The organism is Streptococcus oralis subsp. tigurinus (genome assembly GCF_002356415.1).
Lineage (GTDB): Bacteria > Bacillota > Bacilli > Lactobacillales > Streptococcaceae > Streptococcus > Streptococcus oralis_F.
On sequence record NZ_AP018338.1, the window covers coordinates 591,320 to 606,082 of the forward strand.

18 protein-coding genes are annotated in these 14,763 nt (G+C 40.4%); 14 read left to right on the plus strand and 4 right to left on the minus strand.

The features are described from left to right. Positions 1-2: 2 nt before the first annotated feature. Genes STO1_RS02955 through STO1_RS02970 form a run of 4 tightly spaced genes read right to left on the minus strand, consistent with a single transcriptional unit; the run spans position 3 to position 3,088 of the window. Positions 3-458: an 8-oxo-dGTP diphosphatase gene (locus tag STO1_RS02955; protein ID WP_084939180.1), complete on the minus strand. Its 456-nt coding sequence runs from the start codon at positions 456-458 to the stop codon at positions 3-5. Between the two features lie 10 nt (positions 459-468). Further along, positions 469-990 carry a DUF1697 domain-containing protein gene (locus STO1_RS02960; protein ID WP_084939179.1) on the minus strand — a complete coding sequence of 174 codons (522 nt, stop codon included), beginning with the start codon at positions 988-990 and terminating at the stop codon, positions 469-471. Positions 991-1,003: 13 nt separating this feature from the next. Further along, a complete protein-coding gene (locus STO1_RS02965) occupies positions 1,004-2,185 on the minus strand; it encodes an aminoacetone oxidase (RefSeq protein ID WP_096421897.1) in 1,182 nt (393 codons plus the stop codon). A 57-nt stretch (positions 2,186-2,242) separates the two neighbouring features. Next, positions 2,243-3,088 carry a DegV family protein gene (locus STO1_RS02970; RefSeq protein WP_096421899.1) on the minus strand — a complete coding sequence of 282 codons (846 nt, stop codon included), beginning with the start codon at positions 3,086-3,088 and terminating at the stop codon, positions 2,243-2,245. Positions 3,089-3,212: 124 nt separating this feature from the next. Between STO1_RS02970 and STO1_RS02975 the strand changes: the two genes are divergently transcribed. From STO1_RS02975 to ftsX, 14 genes are all read left to right on the plus strand, one after another. Then, positions 3,213-3,770 carry a TetR/AcrR family transcriptional regulator gene (locus STO1_RS02975; RefSeq protein ID WP_084939178.1) on the plus strand — a complete coding sequence of 186 codons (558 nt, stop codon included), beginning with the start codon at positions 3,213-3,215 and terminating at the stop codon, positions 3,768-3,770. An 18-nt stretch (positions 3,771-3,788) separates the two neighbouring features. Beyond that, positions 3,789-4,256 (plus strand): deoxycytidylate deaminase, encoded by a 468-nt coding sequence (locus STO1_RS02980; protein WP_000136989.1) that lies wholly within the window; start codon positions 3,789-3,791, stop codon positions 4,254-4,256. A gap of 88 nt (positions 4,257-4,344) precedes the next feature. Continuing rightward, complete coding sequence (upp, locus tag STO1_RS02985; protein ID WP_084939177.1) at positions 4,345-4,974, plus strand: uracil phosphoribosyltransferase; 630 nt, start codon at positions 4,345-4,347, stop codon at positions 4,972-4,974. A gap of 173 nt (positions 4,975-5,147) precedes the next feature. Then, positions 5,148-5,738 (plus strand): ATP-dependent Clp protease proteolytic subunit, encoded by a 591-nt coding sequence (locus STO1_RS02990; RefSeq protein ID WP_061588314.1) that lies wholly within the window; start codon positions 5,148-5,150, stop codon positions 5,736-5,738. A 78-nt stretch (positions 5,739-5,816) separates the two neighbouring features. Beyond that, positions 5,817-6,086, plus strand: a complete 270-nt coding sequence (locus STO1_RS03000; RefSeq protein ID WP_000462130.1) for a YlbG family protein — start codon at positions 5,817-5,819, stop codon at positions 6,084-6,086. An 88-nt stretch (positions 6,087-6,174) separates the two neighbouring features. Then, a complete protein-coding gene (locus STO1_RS03005; RefSeq protein WP_061588313.1) occupies positions 6,175-7,335 on the plus strand; it encodes an ABC transporter substrate-binding protein in 1,161 nt (386 codons plus the stop codon). A gap of 120 nt (positions 7,336-7,455) precedes the next feature. Continuing rightward, on the plus strand, positions 7,456-8,325 hold the full coding sequence (locus tag STO1_RS03010; RefSeq protein ID WP_061588312.1) for a branched-chain amino acid ABC transporter permease: 870 nt from the start codon (positions 7,456-7,458) through the stop codon (positions 8,323-8,325). A gap of 3 nt (positions 8,326-8,328) precedes the next feature. Continuing rightward, complete coding sequence (locus STO1_RS03015; RefSeq protein WP_000856263.1) at positions 8,329-9,285, plus strand: branched-chain amino acid ABC transporter permease; 957 nt, start codon at positions 8,329-8,331, stop codon at positions 9,283-9,285. After that, positions 9,285-10,049 (plus strand): ABC transporter ATP-binding protein, encoded by a 765-nt coding sequence (locus STO1_RS03020; RefSeq protein ID WP_001186016.1) that lies wholly within the window; start codon positions 9,285-9,287, stop codon positions 10,047-10,049. Before STO1_RS03015 ends, STO1_RS03020 begins: the two co-directional genes overlap by 1 nt. Then, positions 10,049-10,759 (plus strand): ABC transporter ATP-binding protein, encoded by a 711-nt coding sequence (locus STO1_RS03025; protein WP_033584957.1) that lies wholly within the window; start codon positions 10,049-10,051, stop codon positions 10,757-10,759. Before STO1_RS03020 ends, STO1_RS03025 begins: the two co-directional genes overlap by 1 nt. 340 nt (positions 10,760-11,099) lie before the next feature. Continuing rightward, entirely contained in the window at positions 11,100-11,756 is a 657-nt protein-coding gene (locus STO1_RS03030; RefSeq protein WP_000268646.1) for a CBS domain-containing protein, read from the plus strand. Between the two features lie 110 nt (positions 11,757-11,866). Further along, a protein-coding gene (gene prfB / locus STO1_RS03040) for a peptide chain release factor 2 (protein ID WP_096421901.1) occupies positions 11,867-12,962 on the plus strand; the annotation gives its coding sequence in 2 pieces (ribosomal slippage) (positions 11,867-11,938 and positions 11,940-12,962; 1,095 coding nt in all). Between the two features lie 17 nt (positions 12,963-12,979). Next, the gene (gene ftsE / locus STO1_RS03045; RefSeq protein WP_000022271.1) at positions 12,980-13,672 is read left to right on the plus strand and encodes a cell division ATP-binding protein FtsE; all 693 of its coding nucleotides are present in this window, start codon (positions 12,980-12,982) and stop codon (positions 13,670-13,672) included. Then, positions 13,665-14,591, plus strand: a complete 927-nt coding sequence (gene ftsX, locus STO1_RS03050; RefSeq protein ID WP_000625557.1) for a permease-like cell division protein FtsX — start codon at positions 13,665-13,667, stop codon at positions 14,589-14,591. The genes ftsE and ftsX overlap by 8 nt, the downstream gene beginning before the upstream one ends. Positions 14,592-14,763: the final 172 nt, after the last annotated feature.

Genomic DNA, 14,763 nt, shown 5'->3' on the forward strand with positions numbered 1-14,763 from the left:
TTTTACTTCAAATCATAAAGCCAGTCTTCGCCGTCTTTGTAGTAGAAGAATTCACTCAGATCCTCTTCTACAAATACACGAAGCATATCAGACATATCATTAGTAGCAAGTTTTAGATGAGATAGATTGTCAAAATCCTCCCACCAAACCTTCCCTTCGTCTGAAGACTGGAGTTCACCAGTAAAGAGTTCTGTCTTGTAAAAAAGGACAACATAACGGTAATCCTCATCATCATACCAATCTTTGATACCACAGAGTTGGGGTTTGGAAATGGTCAGACCCGTTTCTTCTCTCACTTCACGAATGACAGCATCAACAAAGGATTCGCCGCGTTCAACATGCCCGCCAGGAAAAGTAATGCCAGGCCAGTCAGGACTAACTCGGTCTTGGACCAGAACCTTGTTTCCGTATTTAATCATGCACATGTTGACAAATTCGACTGACTCTCTTCTGTTCATTTTCTTTCACTTATTTTGTTAGTAATTTTTCTACTACATTCAGTTTTCGCATGGTCAGATCAACGCCAAATAGCTTTTCAAGATAGTTGGTATTGAGCTTTTTTCGTTTTGCAGTTCTAGGGAGATAGAGGTAAAGACAATGGTTACCGATACAAATTTCTTCTTCACCGTGATCAATTTTTAATTTTTCTAAAGGGAGACTTTGAATAGATTCTTGATAAAAAATCACGTGTATACGGTCATAAAGATAGTGTTCTCCAAACGGGTTTTCTTGGACAATTTTTGTAAAATCACTTTTATTCTTGATTATCATTTTTAAGTCAGCACCAATTTTATTCTTTATTAGAGCATGAACCTGTTCTCGTATTTCTTCTAGGGTTAAGTCACTTTCAAGAATGATATTTCCACTTTGAATATAGGTTCGGACGTGTTGAAACCCAGTTTCTGTCAAAATATCTACCAAATAAGACATTTTCGGGATAGCATTTTTTCCATTAGGAGTAACGCCTCTTAGTAAAATAATATGTTCCAAAGGGCTTCCTTTCTTATTTGGTACTTATTGGATTTGAGCCTGCCACCCAGCCGGTGCAGAGGGCAGAAGTGATGTTAAAGCCACCCGTGTGGGCATTGATATCCAGTACCTCGCCTGCAAAGTGGAGACCAGGTACCAGCTTACTTTCCAGAGTTTTGGGATTGATTTCCTTGAGACTGACACCGCCTTTGGTGACAAAGGACTTGGCAAGAGACATTTTTCCAGTCACAGGGATTTTGAGAGCCTTGATGGACTGGAGAAGTTGTTCGCGTTCCTTTTCAGTCAGTTGTTTGACTTTTTCAGGATAGCCTTGCACCAAAAATTCTGCCAAGCGTTCCGGAAGCAAGGTTTTTAAAGCATTTTTCAAGGATTTTTCCCGATTCTCTTCTAGAAATGCAGCCAAGTCCTTCTCAGAAAGTTGAGGCAAAACATCGAGTGAGAGAACCTCTCCGCCCTTGACAAAGCTAGACATACGTAGGGCAGCAGGGCCGGACAAACCAAAGTGGGTAAAGAGTAGATCATGAGTGATGACATGCTTGCCATAGCTTAAGGTCACATCATCCAGCGAAATTCCCTGCAAGGCCTTATGTGGAAGATCTGTCAATAAAGGACTTTCAGCTGCCTCAAGCTCTGTAATGGTGTGCTTAAAATGACGGGCAATCTCGTGACCAAAACCAGTCGAACCAGTCGAAGGATAAGATTTGCCACCTGTTGTAACAATCAGCTTATCACAAGTGAAGCTTTGGTCTGCGGACTTAAGGACAAAATGGTCGTCTATCTTTTTAACCGAAACAATCTCTGTTTGAGTAGCAATTTGCCCACCAAGTTCAATGATTTTCTTCTCCAAGGCTTCGATAATGGTCCGAGATTTGTCAGTAGCAGGAAAGACACGGCCGTGGTCCTCAACCTTTAGTTTAACACCGTTTTCCGTGAAAAAGTTGATGATATCATGGTTATCAAACTGGGAAAAGACACTGTATAGAAAGCGTCCATTTCCAGGGATGCCAGCTAGTAGGTCATCTAGACTTCCATTGTTAGTTACATTGCAACGACCACCACCTGTACCAGCTAATTTTTTTCCGAGTTTCCGATTTTTTTCGATGAGAAGGGTTTTCTGACCATAAAAGCTACTGGAAATCGTAGCCATCATACCAGCAGGCCCTCCACCGATGACAATAGTATCAAAATGTTTCATAGATTTATTGTACCACAAAAAACAAGAGATGCTTGGCATCTCTTGTTGCTAATAATCTTAGTTGATTTCATATCCCATCAACAAACCGCTATCTTCTGCATAAAAACTGCAAAGACCAGAGGTTGGGAGAATTTTGATATTGGCTTGTGGGAAGGTTTGGATCAAGCGTTCTGACAATTGTTGACAGAATTTTTCATTGCTGCGATGCGCCATGACGATACGGCCACCAGCGTAGCCAGCTTTGATGAGTTCTTCATAGGCTGCTTGAAGGGATTTTTTGGATCCACGAGCTTTTTGGAGCAGTTCTAAGGTTCCAGTTTCACTTGCTTCCCCGACCATACGGATGTTGAGAAGACCAACAACTGTACCGATAAGTTTGCTCAAACGGCCATTTTTAACCAAGTTATCGACCTTAGCAAGGACAAAGAGCAACTTTGTTTTTTCTTGGTAGGCTGTGATAGCTTCAACAATCTCCTCATAAGAAAGTCCTTGATCAATCAATTCATTGATTTTTTCGACAATCAAGTCAACTTCCCCACCCGCAGATAAACTATCAATAACATGAATCTGAGTGTCAGGATGTTCTTCAAGGTAGATATTTTTAGCGAGCTGTGCACTATTATGGCTACCAGAAAGAGTACCAGTAATGGTAACGACAAAGATATGCTTGGCATCTTCAAATGCACGCAAGTAATCATCCGGACTAGGACAGGCAGATTTTGAAGCCTCAGAAGTTGCATACATGGTTCGCATCATGTGGTCAATGTTGAGATTGGCATCATCTATAAAGACCTGATCAGATACTTGAATGGTCAAAGGAACACTAACAAATTCAGTATCAATAGCAGGAGTTGCCAGTTGACGATAATCACAACCAGAGTCAGCTACAATCTTCCACGTCATAGAAATTCTCCATCTTTGTCACTTATACATTGACAAAGGTTCTGTCTTTTTTTACAATTATATCATGAAAGCCCTTGAAACAAAAGTACCACCTCTCTGTTGTCACAAGTAGAAAGAAATTGTTATGTATGAACGTAAAATATCCGAAAAATCTCTTGAAAATCTCAGAAAATCAAATCAAGAATCCAATTTCTTGACCAGAGAAGCGATTGAGACTGCTCTTTTGCAACTTCTAGAGAAAAAGGACTTGGCAAAGATTAGTATTTCAGAGTTGGTCAAGAGGGCAGGTGTCTCTCGCGCCGCCTTCTATCGTAACTATGACTCTAAAGAAGAGATTTTGGAAAGTGTCTTTAAACGCAGTGTCCATAATATCATGGAACAGCTCAGCCACTACGATGTTAAAACGGACCTTTATTTGGTTTGGGTTCACCTTTTCCGCGCAGCCAAGAAAGAAGCCAAGGTTATCCAACTTGCTCTGGACTATCATTTGGAAAAGATTTTTGTCCAAGCCATGCAGGAATTTCTAGAAAAATACCACGGAAAGTCAAAAGGAGTTAGCAGCTACCTTCATTCCTTTTGGAGTTCTGCCATCGTATCGGTTCTGCTCAAATGGATCAAAGATGGCATGAAGGTTCCAGCTGAAAAGATTGCAGATTTACGCTTGCCATTTTTCAAAAAATAGGGGATAAGGAGAAGACTTATGACAGAAAAAAGACTGGCTTGGGATGAGTACTTTGCAGCCCAGGCTTTACTGATTGCCAATCGTTCGACCTGCAAACGTGCCAAGGTGGGAGCTGTCCTAGTCAAGGACAATAAGGTCATTTCAACAGGCTACAATGGTTCCGTATCAGGAACGGAGCACTGTATTGACCATGAATGTTTAGTCATTGAAGGTCACTGTGTCCGAACCCTTCACGCCGAGGTCAATGCCATCTTACAAGGGGCCGAACGAGGTGTTCCCAGAGGTTTTACAGCCTATGTGACCCATTTCCCTTGTCTGAACTGCACCAAACAACTGCTACAGGTTGGTTGCAAGCGCGTGGTTTATATTAACCAGTACCGAATGGATGACTATGCCAAATACCTCTATCAAGAAAAAGGGACCGAGCTAACCCATTTACCATTAGAGACTGTTCAGACAGCTCTCCAAGAGGCAGATTTGATTTAAAAATTAATTAAAATAAATGGTTTAGACAGCTTTTTAAACCGTTTTTTGATATAATAAGAAGAATAAATTGAAAGAAGGAACTCAGAAAATGGGAAAAATTGAAGTCATTAATCATCCACTCATTCAACACAAATTGTCAATCTTGCGTCGTACAGACACTTCTACAAAAGCTTTTCGTGAGCTAGTAGATGAGATTGCAATGTTGATGGGATATGAAGTACTTCGTGATCTTCCACTTGAAGATGTGGAAATCGAAACACCAATCACAAAAACAGTTCAAAAACAATTGGCTGGTAAAAAATTGGCGATTGTCCCAATCTTGCGTGCAGGTATCGGGATGGTAGATGGTCTCTTGAATCTGGTTCCAGCAGCAAAAGTTGGACACATCGGTATGTACCGTAATGAAGAAACCCTTCAACCAGTTGAATACTTGGTGAAATTGCCTGAAGATATTGACCAACGTCAAATCTTTGTCGTTGACCCAATGCTTGCAACAGGTGGCTCAGCAATCTTGGCTGTAGATTCGCTTAAAAAACGTGGCGCATCCAATATCAAGTTTGTCTGCCTAGTATCTGCTCCAGAAGGAGTGAAAGCCCTTCAAGAAGCACACCCAGATGTAGAAATTTTTACTGCGGCCTTGGATGAACGCTTGAACGAACACGGTTATATCGTTCCAGGTCTTGGAGATGCTGGAGACCGCTTGTTCGGTACCAAATAAAATCCCAAAGTAAATATTGAAACTAGAAGTTCGTTTTTGACTTGAAAGGAGGTTGAGTTTTTGTTTCTGTTTAGAGAATAGAGCAAAAATTTGACCTTTTTTGACCAAAGAGATATAATAGTTCTGTATTGAGTCGTATGACTAAGAAAATTTAACATTAAAAGGAGAAATGAATGATTCCTGTAGTTATTGAACAAACAAGCCGTGGAGAACGTTCCTATGATATTTACTCACGTTTACTAAAAGATCGTATCATCATGTTGACTGGACCAGTTGAAGACAACATGGCCAACTCCGTTATCGCCCAATTGCTCTTCTTGGATGCCCAAGACAGTACAAAAGATATTTACCTTTATGTAAATACTCCGGGTGGTTCTGTTTCAGCTGGTTTGGCAATCGTTGATACCATGAACTTTATCAGGGCAGATGTCCAAACCATCGTGATGGGGATGGCGGCCTCAATGGGGACTATCATTGCATCAAGTGGAGCAAAAGGCAAACGTTTCATGCTTCCAAATGCAGAGTACATGATTCACCAACCAATGGGTGGTACAGGTGGTGGTACCCAACAAACCGATATGGCAATCGCTGCAGAGCACTTGCTTAAAACTCGTAAGACTTTGGAGCAAATTCTTGCAGATAACTCTGGTAAAACAGTTGAGCAAATTCATGTAGACGCAGAACGTGATTACTGGATGAGCGCCCAAGAAACACTTGAGTATGGTTTTATTGATGAAATCATGGTCAACAATTCTTTGAGCTAACCAAGCTAAAAAGCAAACTCGACGGGGTTTGCTTTTTTTGATATAATAGGAGAAGATTTCTTAGAAAGAGGATTTATCATGTTTGAAAAGGTCAATCGATCAGGATTAATCATCTATCTTTACTATAATCGGGATGCAAAGAAACTTCAGGAATACGGTGACATCTGTTACCATTCTAAGAAGCATCGTTACTTGCAGCTCTATGTTCCAACTGAGGAGTTAGATGACTTAGTAGAGAGATTAGGTAAGGAAAGATTTATCAAGAAAATTAGACGGTGTCACATTCAAGAGTTAGAAACTCCCTTCGTTGGCAATCTCTATCGAAACGAAGAAAACGTTATCATTTAAAAAAGTGAATAAAAAGGTTGACAATTTTCTGATAATTCGGTATATTCTTAACATACTATTTTGGAACAATATTATAAGGAGATAAAAAATGAAGAAAAAATTTGCCCTATCTTTTGTGGCCCTTGCTAGCGTAGCCCTTCTCGCCGCTTGTGGAGAGGTCAAATCAGGAGCCTCAAACGCTGCTGGTAACTCAGTCGATGAAAAGACAATTAAAATCGGATTTAACTTTGAAGAAACAGGTGCCGTAGCAGCCTACGGAACATCTGAACAAAAAGGAGCTCAACTTGCCGTTGATGAAATCAATGCAGCAGGTGGTATCGATGGAAAACAAATCGAAGTTGTAGACAAAGACAACAAGTCAGAAACTGCTGAAGCAGCTTCTGTTACAACGAACCTTGTAACCCAATCAAAAGTAGCAGCTATTGTAGGACCTGCAACATCTGGTGCAACTGCCGCAGCTGTAGCTAACGCTACCAAAGCTGGAGTGCCATTGATCTCACCAAGTGCTACTCAAGATGGATTGACAAAAGGTCAAGATTACCTATTTATCGGAACATTCCAAGATAGCTTCCAAGGGAAGATTATTTCTAACTATGTAACAAACAAGTTGAATGCTAAGAAGGTTGTTCTTTATACTGACAATGCTAGTGACTATGCTAAAGGTATTGCTAAATCTTTCCGTGAAGCCTACAAGGGTGAGATTGTAGCAGATGAAACGTTTGTAGCAGGTGATACAGACTTTCAAGCAGCCCTTACTAAAATGAAAGGGAAAGACTTTGACGCTATCGTTGTTCCAGGTTACTACACAGAAGCAGGTAAAATTGTAAACCAAGCTCGTGGTATGGGAATTGATAAACCAATCGTTGGTGGTGATGGATTTAACGGTGAAGAATTTGTTCAACAAGCAACAGCTGAAAAAGCATCAAACATTTACTTCATCTCAGGATTCTCAACTACAGTTGATGTTTCTGAAAAAGCTAAAGCCTTCCTTGAGGCATATCGTGCTAAATACAATGAAGAACCTTCAACCTTCTCAGCCTTGGCTTATGACTCAGTTTACCTAGTAGCCAATGCTGCAAAAGGTGCTAAAAACTCAGGTGAAATCAAGGATAACCTTGCTAAAACAAAAGATTTTGATGGTGTAACTGGTCAAACGAGCTTTGATGCTGACCACAATACAGTGAAAACTGCTTACATGATGACCATGAACAATGGTAAAGTAGAAGCAGCAGAAGTTGTAAAACCATGACATTAGAATAGTACTTGGAATGGGGAATGAGCCGTTGACTCACTCCCTGTTTCGGTGTTTATGAACTTGTGAAAATGATGAAAATTTTCTAAAAAATAACAATAGAAAAGAGTGAATGCTATGCTCCAACAGCTTGTGAATGGTTTAATTCTGGGTAGTGTTTATGCACTTTTGGCTCTGGGTTATACCATGGTTTATGGAATTATCAAACTCATCAACTTCGCCCATGGTGATATCTATATGATAGGTGCCTTTATTGGTTACTTTTTGATTAATTCCTTCCAAATGGATTTCTTTTTAGCTTTGATTATTTCAATGGCAGGAACCGCACTACTTGGTGTTGTAATTGAATTTCTTGCCTACCGTCCTTTGCGACACTCTACACGTATTGCCGTATTGATTACTGCCATCGGAGTGTCCTTCTTACTAGAATACGGAATGGTTTATCTAGTAGGTGCCAATACTCGCGCCTTTCCTCAAGTCATTCAAACAGTTCGCTATGATTTTGGGCCAATTAGCTTGACAAATGTTCAATTGATGATTTTAGCAGTTTCTATATTGTTAATGGTTCTATTGCAATTGATCGTCCAAAAAACAAAAATGGGGAAAGCCATGCGTGCGGTATCCGTAGATAGCGATGCAGCTCAATTGATGGGAATTAATGTAAATCGAACAATCAGCTTTACCTTTGCTTTGGGTTCAGCTCTTGCTGGTGCAGCAGGTGTCCTCATTGCCCTTTACTACAACTCTCTTGACCCTTTGATGGGTGTGACTCCAGGTCTAAAATCATTCGTTGCAGCTGTACTCGGTGGTATCGGGATTATTCCTGGTGCGGCTCTTGGTGGCTTTGTAATTGGTCTATTGGAAACCTTTGCGACAGCCTTTGGGATGTCAGACTTCCGTGATGCCATTGTTTATGGAATCTTGTTGTTAATTTTGATTGTCCGCCCTGCAGGTATCCTTGGTAAGAATGTGAAAGAGAAGGTGTAAACAATGAAGACAAATCTTAAAGTAAATATTCTCTGGTTATTCCTTCTATTAGCGGGTTATGGATTGATTAGTGTACTAGTTTCTGCTGGTGTTCTCAATCTATTCCATGTCCAAATTTTAGAACAAATTGGGATTAATATCATCCTTGCAGTAGGTTTGAACTTAATTGTTGGTTTTTCAGGACAATTCTCACTTGGACATGCTGGTTTTATGGCGATTGGGGCTTATGCAGCAGCGATTATTGGCTCAAAATCACCAACCTATGGTGCTTTCTTTGGAGCAATGGTCTTGGGAGCCTTGATTTCTGGTGCAGTAGCTTTGCTCGTTGGAATTCCAACTCTACGCTTGAAGGGGGACTATCTGGCCGTCGCGACACTAGGTGTTTCAGAAATCATTCGTATCTTTATCATTAATGGTGGAAGTTTGACCAACGGTGCTGCTGGTATCTTGGGTATCCCTAACTTCACAACTTGGCAAATGGTTTACCTTTTTGTGATTATCACAACTATTGCAACCCTCAACTTCTTACGTAGTCCGATTGGACGCTCTACTCTATCTGTTCGTGAGGATGAGATTGCTGCGGAGTCTGTTGGGGTAAATACCACAAAGATCAAAATAATCGCTTTTGTCTTTGGTGCCATTACAGCAAGTATTGCTGGTTCACTTCAGGCTGGTTTTATCGGATCTGTTGTACCAAAAGATTACACCTTTATTAATTCTATCAATGTGTTGATTATCGTAGTATTTGGTGGACTTGGTTCTATTACAGGTACGATCGTTTCTGCGATTGTTTTGGGAATTTTAAATATGCTCCTTCAAGATGTGGCTAGCGTACGTATGATCATATATGCTTTAGCTCTTGTATTGGTGATGATTTTCAGACCAGGTGGACTTCTTGGAACATGGGAATTGAGTCTATCACGTTTCTTTAAAAAATCTAAGAAGGAGGGACAAAACTAATGGCATTACTTGAAGTTAAACAGTTAACCAAACATTTTGGCGGTCTAACAGCTGTTGGAGATGTCACTCTTGAATTGAACGAGGGAGAATTGGTTGGTCTGATTGGACCAAACGGGGCTGGTAAAACAACCCTTTTCAATCTCTTGACCGGTGTTTATGAACCAAGCGAAGGTACTGTCACATTAGATGGTCACCTCCTAAATGGGAAAACTCCCTATAAGATTGCGTCACTTGGTCTCAGTCGTACTTTCCAAAATATTCGTTTGTTCAAGGACTTGACAGTTTTGGAAAATGTTTTGATTGCATTTAGCAATCATCATAAACAACATGTCCTTGCGAGCTTCCTACGCCTACCAGCTTTTTATAAGAATGAGGAAGAATTAAAAAGCAAAGCTTTGGACTTGCTGAAGATTTTTGATTTGGATGGCGACGCAGATACTCTTGCTAAGAATCTGGCCTATGGCCAACAACGTCGATTAGAAATCGTTCGTGCTCTGGCAACTGAACCTAAAATCCTCTTTTTGGATGAACCGGCAGCTGGGATGAATCCTCAAGAAACAGCTGAATTGACAGAACTGATTCGCCGTATCAAAGACGAATTTAAAATTACCATCATGCTCATCGAACACGACATGAATTTGGTTATGGAAGTCACTGAGCGTATCTATGTTCTGGAATATGGTCGTTTGATTGCTCAGGGAACTCCTGACGAAATTAAGACGAATAAACGTGTTATCGAAGCTTATCTAGGAGGTGAAGCCTAATGCCTATGTTAAAAGTTGAAAACCTCTCTGTACATTATGGTATGATCCAAGCAGTTCGTGATGTGAGTTTCGAGGTTAATGAAGGAGAAGTTGTTTCCCTTATCGGTGCCAATGGTGCTGGTAAAACAACCATTCTTCGTACCCTTTCAGGTTTGGTTCGCCCAAGTGCTGGTAAAATTCAGTTTTTAGGAAAAGAAATTCAAAAGTTGCCAGCGCAAAAAATCGTGGCAGGTGGCCTCTCACAAGTTCCTGAGGGACGCCATGTTTTTCCAGGCTTGACTGTTATGGAAAATCTAGAAATGGGAGCTTTCTTGAAGAAAAATCGTGAAGAAAATCAAGCCAACTTGAAAAAAGTTTTCTCACGCTTCCCTCGTCTGGAAGAGCGTAAAAACCAAGATGCGGCAACTCTTTCAGGTGGTGAACAGCAGATGCTTGCTATGGGACGCGCTCTCATGTCTACACCTAAGCTCCTTCTCTTGGATGAGCCGTCAATGGGACTTGCCCCAATCTTTATCCAAGAAATTTTTGATATCATTCAAGATATTCAGAAGCAAGGAACAACGGTTCTCCTAATTGAACAGAACGCTAACAAGGCCCTTGCTATCTCTGACCGAGGTTATGTCCTTGAAACAGGAAAGATTGTCCTATCAGGAACAGGAAAAGAACTTGCCTCATCAGAAGAAGTTAGAAAAGCATACCTAGGTGGCTAAAACAATCCAGTGGATTGTTTTAGTCGGCAGATAAGGACTGCGCAAGCAATTCTCCTCTAGTCTGGGAGACTAGTTTAGGTTGCAGATGGAGATTACGAAGTAATCATCAATATAGTCCGGGGGACCTTTTTAGTCGGCATATAAGGATTGTAAAGAGATCTTCTAAGTGATGAAATAAAACCGAATGAGGATTGCTAATCCCTCATTCAGAGAGCTCGAAACCAGAGCTCTTTTTTGTAAAGAGATTAGATTTTTTAGTGTTTTGAAAAAAGCTGAAAGCGTTTGATAGATTTTCTAAGAAAGTGTATAATAAAAGTAGCAATATAGAAGGAGAAGTCTCATGGCAGTTAAAGATTTCATGACCCGTAAGGTAGTTTATATCAGTCCAGATACGACTGTAGCACACGCAGCAGATTTGATGCGCGAGCAAGGTTTGCACCGTTTACCTGTTATCGAAAACGATCAATTAGTCGGATTGGTAACAGAAGGAACCATTGCGGAAGCCAGCCCATCTAAAGCAACCAGTCTCTCTATCTATGAGATGAATTATCTTCTGAATAAAACCAAAGTAAAAGATGTCATGATTCGAGATGTCGTGACTGTTTCTGGCTATGCTAGTCTAGAAGATGCAACCTATCTGATGCTGAAAAATAAAATTGGGATATTACCAGTCGTAGACAATCATCAGGTCTACGGTGTCATTACAGACCGCGATGTTTTTCAGGCTTTCTTGGAAATCGCCGGATACGGAGAAGAGGGTATTCGTGTTCGTTTCATTACAGAAAATGAAGTCGGAGTACTGGGAAAAATTGTAGCTCTAATCGTAGAAGAAAATCTAAATATCTCGCACACAGTTAATATTCCGCGTAAGGATGGGAAGGTCGTCATTGAAGTTCAAATTGATGGAAAAATCGATTTGACTTCATTAAAGGATAAGTTTGAAAAAGAAGGAATTCAAGTGGAGGAGATCACTCATACCTCTGCCAAAGTCCTTTAAACCAGAGGCTTTAGGGCCTCTTTTTTTCTGCCACAAAAAGCGGCGAAAAGCAAAATATGGAAAGAAATGAGAGATTATGGTATAATAAAACGATATGAAAAGGAGTATCTATGGACATTTCAGAAATTCGTCAAAAAATTGACGCAAATCGTGAAAAATTAGCTTCTTTCAGGGGGTCTCTTTGACCTCGAAGGCTTAGAGGAAGAGATTGCCATCTTGGAAAACAAGATGACAGAACCTGATTTTTGGAACGATAATATCGCGGCCCAAAAAACGTCGCAAGAATTAAATGAATTAAAAAATACCTACAACACCTTCCGTAAAATGGAAGAGTTGCAGGATGAAGTTGAGATTTTGTTGGACTTTTTAGCAGAAGACGAGTCAGTCCATGATGAACTGGTCGAACAGTTGACAGAACTGGATAAGATGATGACCAACTACGAGATGACTCTTCTCTTGTCAGAACCTTATGACCATAATAATGCCATCTTGGAAATTCATCCAGGATCTGGTGGTACTGAGGCTCAGGACTGGGGCGATATGTTGCTCAGGATGTACACTCGTTATGGAAATGCCAAAGGCTTTAAAGTAGAAGTCTTGGATTACCAGGCTGGTGATGAAGCGGGTATCAAATCTGTGACCTTGTCTTTTGAAGGTCCCAATGCATACGGCCTACTTAAATCAGAAATGGGTGTTCACCGTTTGGTCCGTATTTCACCATTTGACTCTGCCAAACGTCGCCATACTTCATTTACATCCGTAGAGGTTATGCCTGAGCTGGATGATACTATCGAAGTGGAAATTCGTGAAGATGATATCAAAATGGATACCTTCCGTTCAGGTGGTGCTGGTGGACAAAACGTCAATAAAGTTTCAACAGGTGTGCGTTTGACACACATTCCTACGGGAACTGTCGTCCAATCAACGGTCGATCGTACCCAGTATGGAAATAGAGATCGTGCCATGAAGATGTTGCAGGCTAAACTCTATCAGATGGAGCAAGAAAAGAAAGCTGCGGAAGTTGATTCCCTCAAAGGTGAGAAAAAAGAAATTACATGGGGAAGTCAGATTCGTTCTTATGTCTTCACACCTTATACTATGGTAAAAGATCACCGTACAAGCTTTGAAGTTTCCCAAGTAGATAAGGTTATGGATGGAGACCTTGATGGTTTCATCGATGCCTACCTCAAGTGGCGAATTAGCTAAGAAAGAAAGGAACTCATATGTCAATCATTGAAATGAGAGATGTTGTCAAAAAGTATGACAATGGAACGACTGCCCTGCGTGGTGTCTCTGTTACCATTGAACCAGGAGAGTTTGCCTATATCGTAGGACCTTCTGGGGCAGGTAAGTCAACCTTTATTCGAGCTTTATACCGAGAAGTAAAGATCGAAAAAGGAAGCCTATCAGTTGCAGGCTTTAATCTAGTTAAAATCAAGAAGAAAGATATCCCGCTTCTACGTCGTAGTGTCGGGGTTGTCTTTCAAGATTACAAACTCTTGCCTAAGAAAACGGTTTATGAGAATATTGCCTACGCAATGGAAGTTATCGGAGAGAATCGCCGTAACATCAAAAAACGTGTTATGGAAGTATTGGACCTAGTAGGTTTAAAACACAAGGTTCGTTCTTTCCCGAATGAACTCTCAGGTGGAGAACAGCAACGGATTGCGATTGCCCGTGCGATTGTAAACAATCCTAAAGTATTGATTGCTGATGAACCAACAGGAAACTTGGACCCAGATAATTCGTGGGAAATTATGAATCTGTTGGAACGCATCAATCTTCAAGGTACAACTGTTTTGATGGCGACCCACAACAGCCAAATCGTAAATACCTTGCGCCACCGTGTCATTGCCATTGAAAACGGCCGTGTCGTTCGTGACGAAGCTAAAGGAGAATATGGATACGATGATTAGTAGATTTTTTCGCCATTTATTTGAATCATTAAAAAGTTTAAAACGAAATGGCTGGATGACAGTAGCAGCAGTGAGTTCGGTTATGATTACCTTAACACTCGTTGCCTTGTTTGCATCTGTAATTTTTAATACAGCAAAACTGGCTACCGATATTGAAAACAACGTTCGTGTTATGGTCTACATTCGTAAGGATGTAGCAGATAACAGTGAAACGATTGAAAAAGAAGGTCAGACAGTTACCAATAATGACTACCACAAGGTCTATGATGCTTTGAAGGCGATGCCTGCTGTAAAAAGTGTTACCTTCTCAAGTAAAGAAGAACAATACGAGAAACTGACGGAAACCATGGGTGACGATTGGAAGGTCTTTGAAGGGGATGCAAATCCTCTCTATGATGCCTATATCGTCGATACAAATTCTCCAAGTGATGTTAAAACAGTAGCTGAAGAAGCGAAGAAAATTGAGGGAGTATCAGAAGTTCAAGATGGTGGAGCCAACACTCAACGACTTTTCGAACTGGCTTCCTTTATCCGTGTTTGGGGATTGGTTATTGCAGGACTCTTGATTTTTATCGCAGTCTTCCTCATTTCCAATACCATCCGTATTACCATTATTTCACGTAGTCGTGAGATTCAGATCATGCGTCTTGTTGGAGCGAGAAATGGTTATATCCGTGGCCCATTCTTGCTAGAAGGTGCTTTTATTGGCTTGCTTGGCGCAGCGATTCCCTCAGTTCTTGTATTCTTTGTTTACAATATCGTTTATCAATCGGTCAATAAATCCTTGGTAGGTCAAAACTTATCAATGATTACGCCAGATGTGTTTGTCCCTTTGATGACAGTTCTACTATTTGTAATCGGAATTTTCATTGGTTCAATTGGTTCAGGAATTTCGATGCGTCGATTCTTGAAAATCTAATTGGATATAAATGCAAATTGCAGAACAAATCAGAAAAATGATACATTTTTAAAAGAGAAGTTTTCGTAAACTTCTCTTTTTTCTTCTAAAAATTAAAAAAAGTAGACAATTTTTTTATAAAAGCCTTTACAAAAAAAAATAAAGTGGTATAATTGAATTATAAATAAGTGCA

What these genes read in the sequence shown, in the direction of transcription:
- STO1_RS02955 (WP_084939180.1), bottom strand. Translation starts at nt 458, where the DNA reads ATGAACAGAAGAGAGTCAGTCGAATTTGTCAACATGTGCATGATTAAA.
- STO1_RS02965 (WP_096421897.1), bottom strand. Translation starts at nt 2,185, where the DNA reads ATGAAACATTTTGATACTATTGTCATCGGTGGAGGGCCTGCTGGTATG.
- STO1_RS02970 (WP_096421899.1), bottom strand. Translation starts at nt 3,088, where the DNA reads ATGACGTGGAAGATTGTAGCTGACTCTGGTTGTGATTATCGTCAACTG.
- STO1_RS02975 (WP_084939178.1), top strand. Translation starts at nt 3,213, where the DNA reads ATGTATGAACGTAAAATATCCGAAAAATCTCTTGAAAATCTCAGAAAA.
- STO1_RS02980 (WP_000136989.1), top strand. Translation starts at nt 3,789, where the DNA reads ATGACAGAAAAAAGACTGGCTTGGGATGAGTACTTTGCAGCCCAGGCT.
- upp (WP_084939177.1), top strand. Translation starts at nt 4,345, where the DNA reads ATGGGAAAAATTGAAGTCATTAATCATCCACTCATTCAACACAAATTG.
- STO1_RS02990 (WP_061588314.1), top strand. Translation starts at nt 5,148, where the DNA reads ATGATTCCTGTAGTTATTGAACAAACAAGCCGTGGAGAACGTTCCTAT.
- STO1_RS03000 (WP_000462130.1), top strand. Translation starts at nt 5,817, where the DNA reads ATGTTTGAAAAGGTCAATCGATCAGGATTAATCATCTATCTTTACTAT.
- STO1_RS03005 (WP_061588313.1), top strand. Translation starts at nt 6,175, where the DNA reads ATGAAGAAAAAATTTGCCCTATCTTTTGTGGCCCTTGCTAGCGTAGCC.
- STO1_RS03010 (WP_061588312.1), top strand. Translation starts at nt 7,456, where the DNA reads ATGCTCCAACAGCTTGTGAATGGTTTAATTCTGGGTAGTGTTTATGCA.
- STO1_RS03015 (WP_000856263.1), top strand. Translation starts at nt 8,329, where the DNA reads ATGAAGACAAATCTTAAAGTAAATATTCTCTGGTTATTCCTTCTATTA.
- STO1_RS03020 (WP_001186016.1), top strand. Translation starts at nt 9,285, where the DNA reads ATGGCATTACTTGAAGTTAAACAGTTAACCAAACATTTTGGCGGTCTA.
- STO1_RS03025 (WP_033584957.1), top strand. Translation starts at nt 10,049, where the DNA reads ATGCCTATGTTAAAAGTTGAAAACCTCTCTGTACATTATGGTATGATC.
- STO1_RS03030 (WP_000268646.1), top strand. Translation starts at nt 11,100, where the DNA reads ATGGCAGTTAAAGATTTCATGACCCGTAAGGTAGTTTATATCAGTCCA.
- ftsE (WP_000022271.1), top strand. Translation starts at nt 12,980, where the DNA reads ATGTCAATCATTGAAATGAGAGATGTTGTCAAAAAGTATGACAATGGA.
- ftsX (WP_000625557.1), top strand. Translation starts at nt 13,665, where the DNA reads ATGATTAGTAGATTTTTTCGCCATTTATTTGAATCATTAAAAAGTTTA.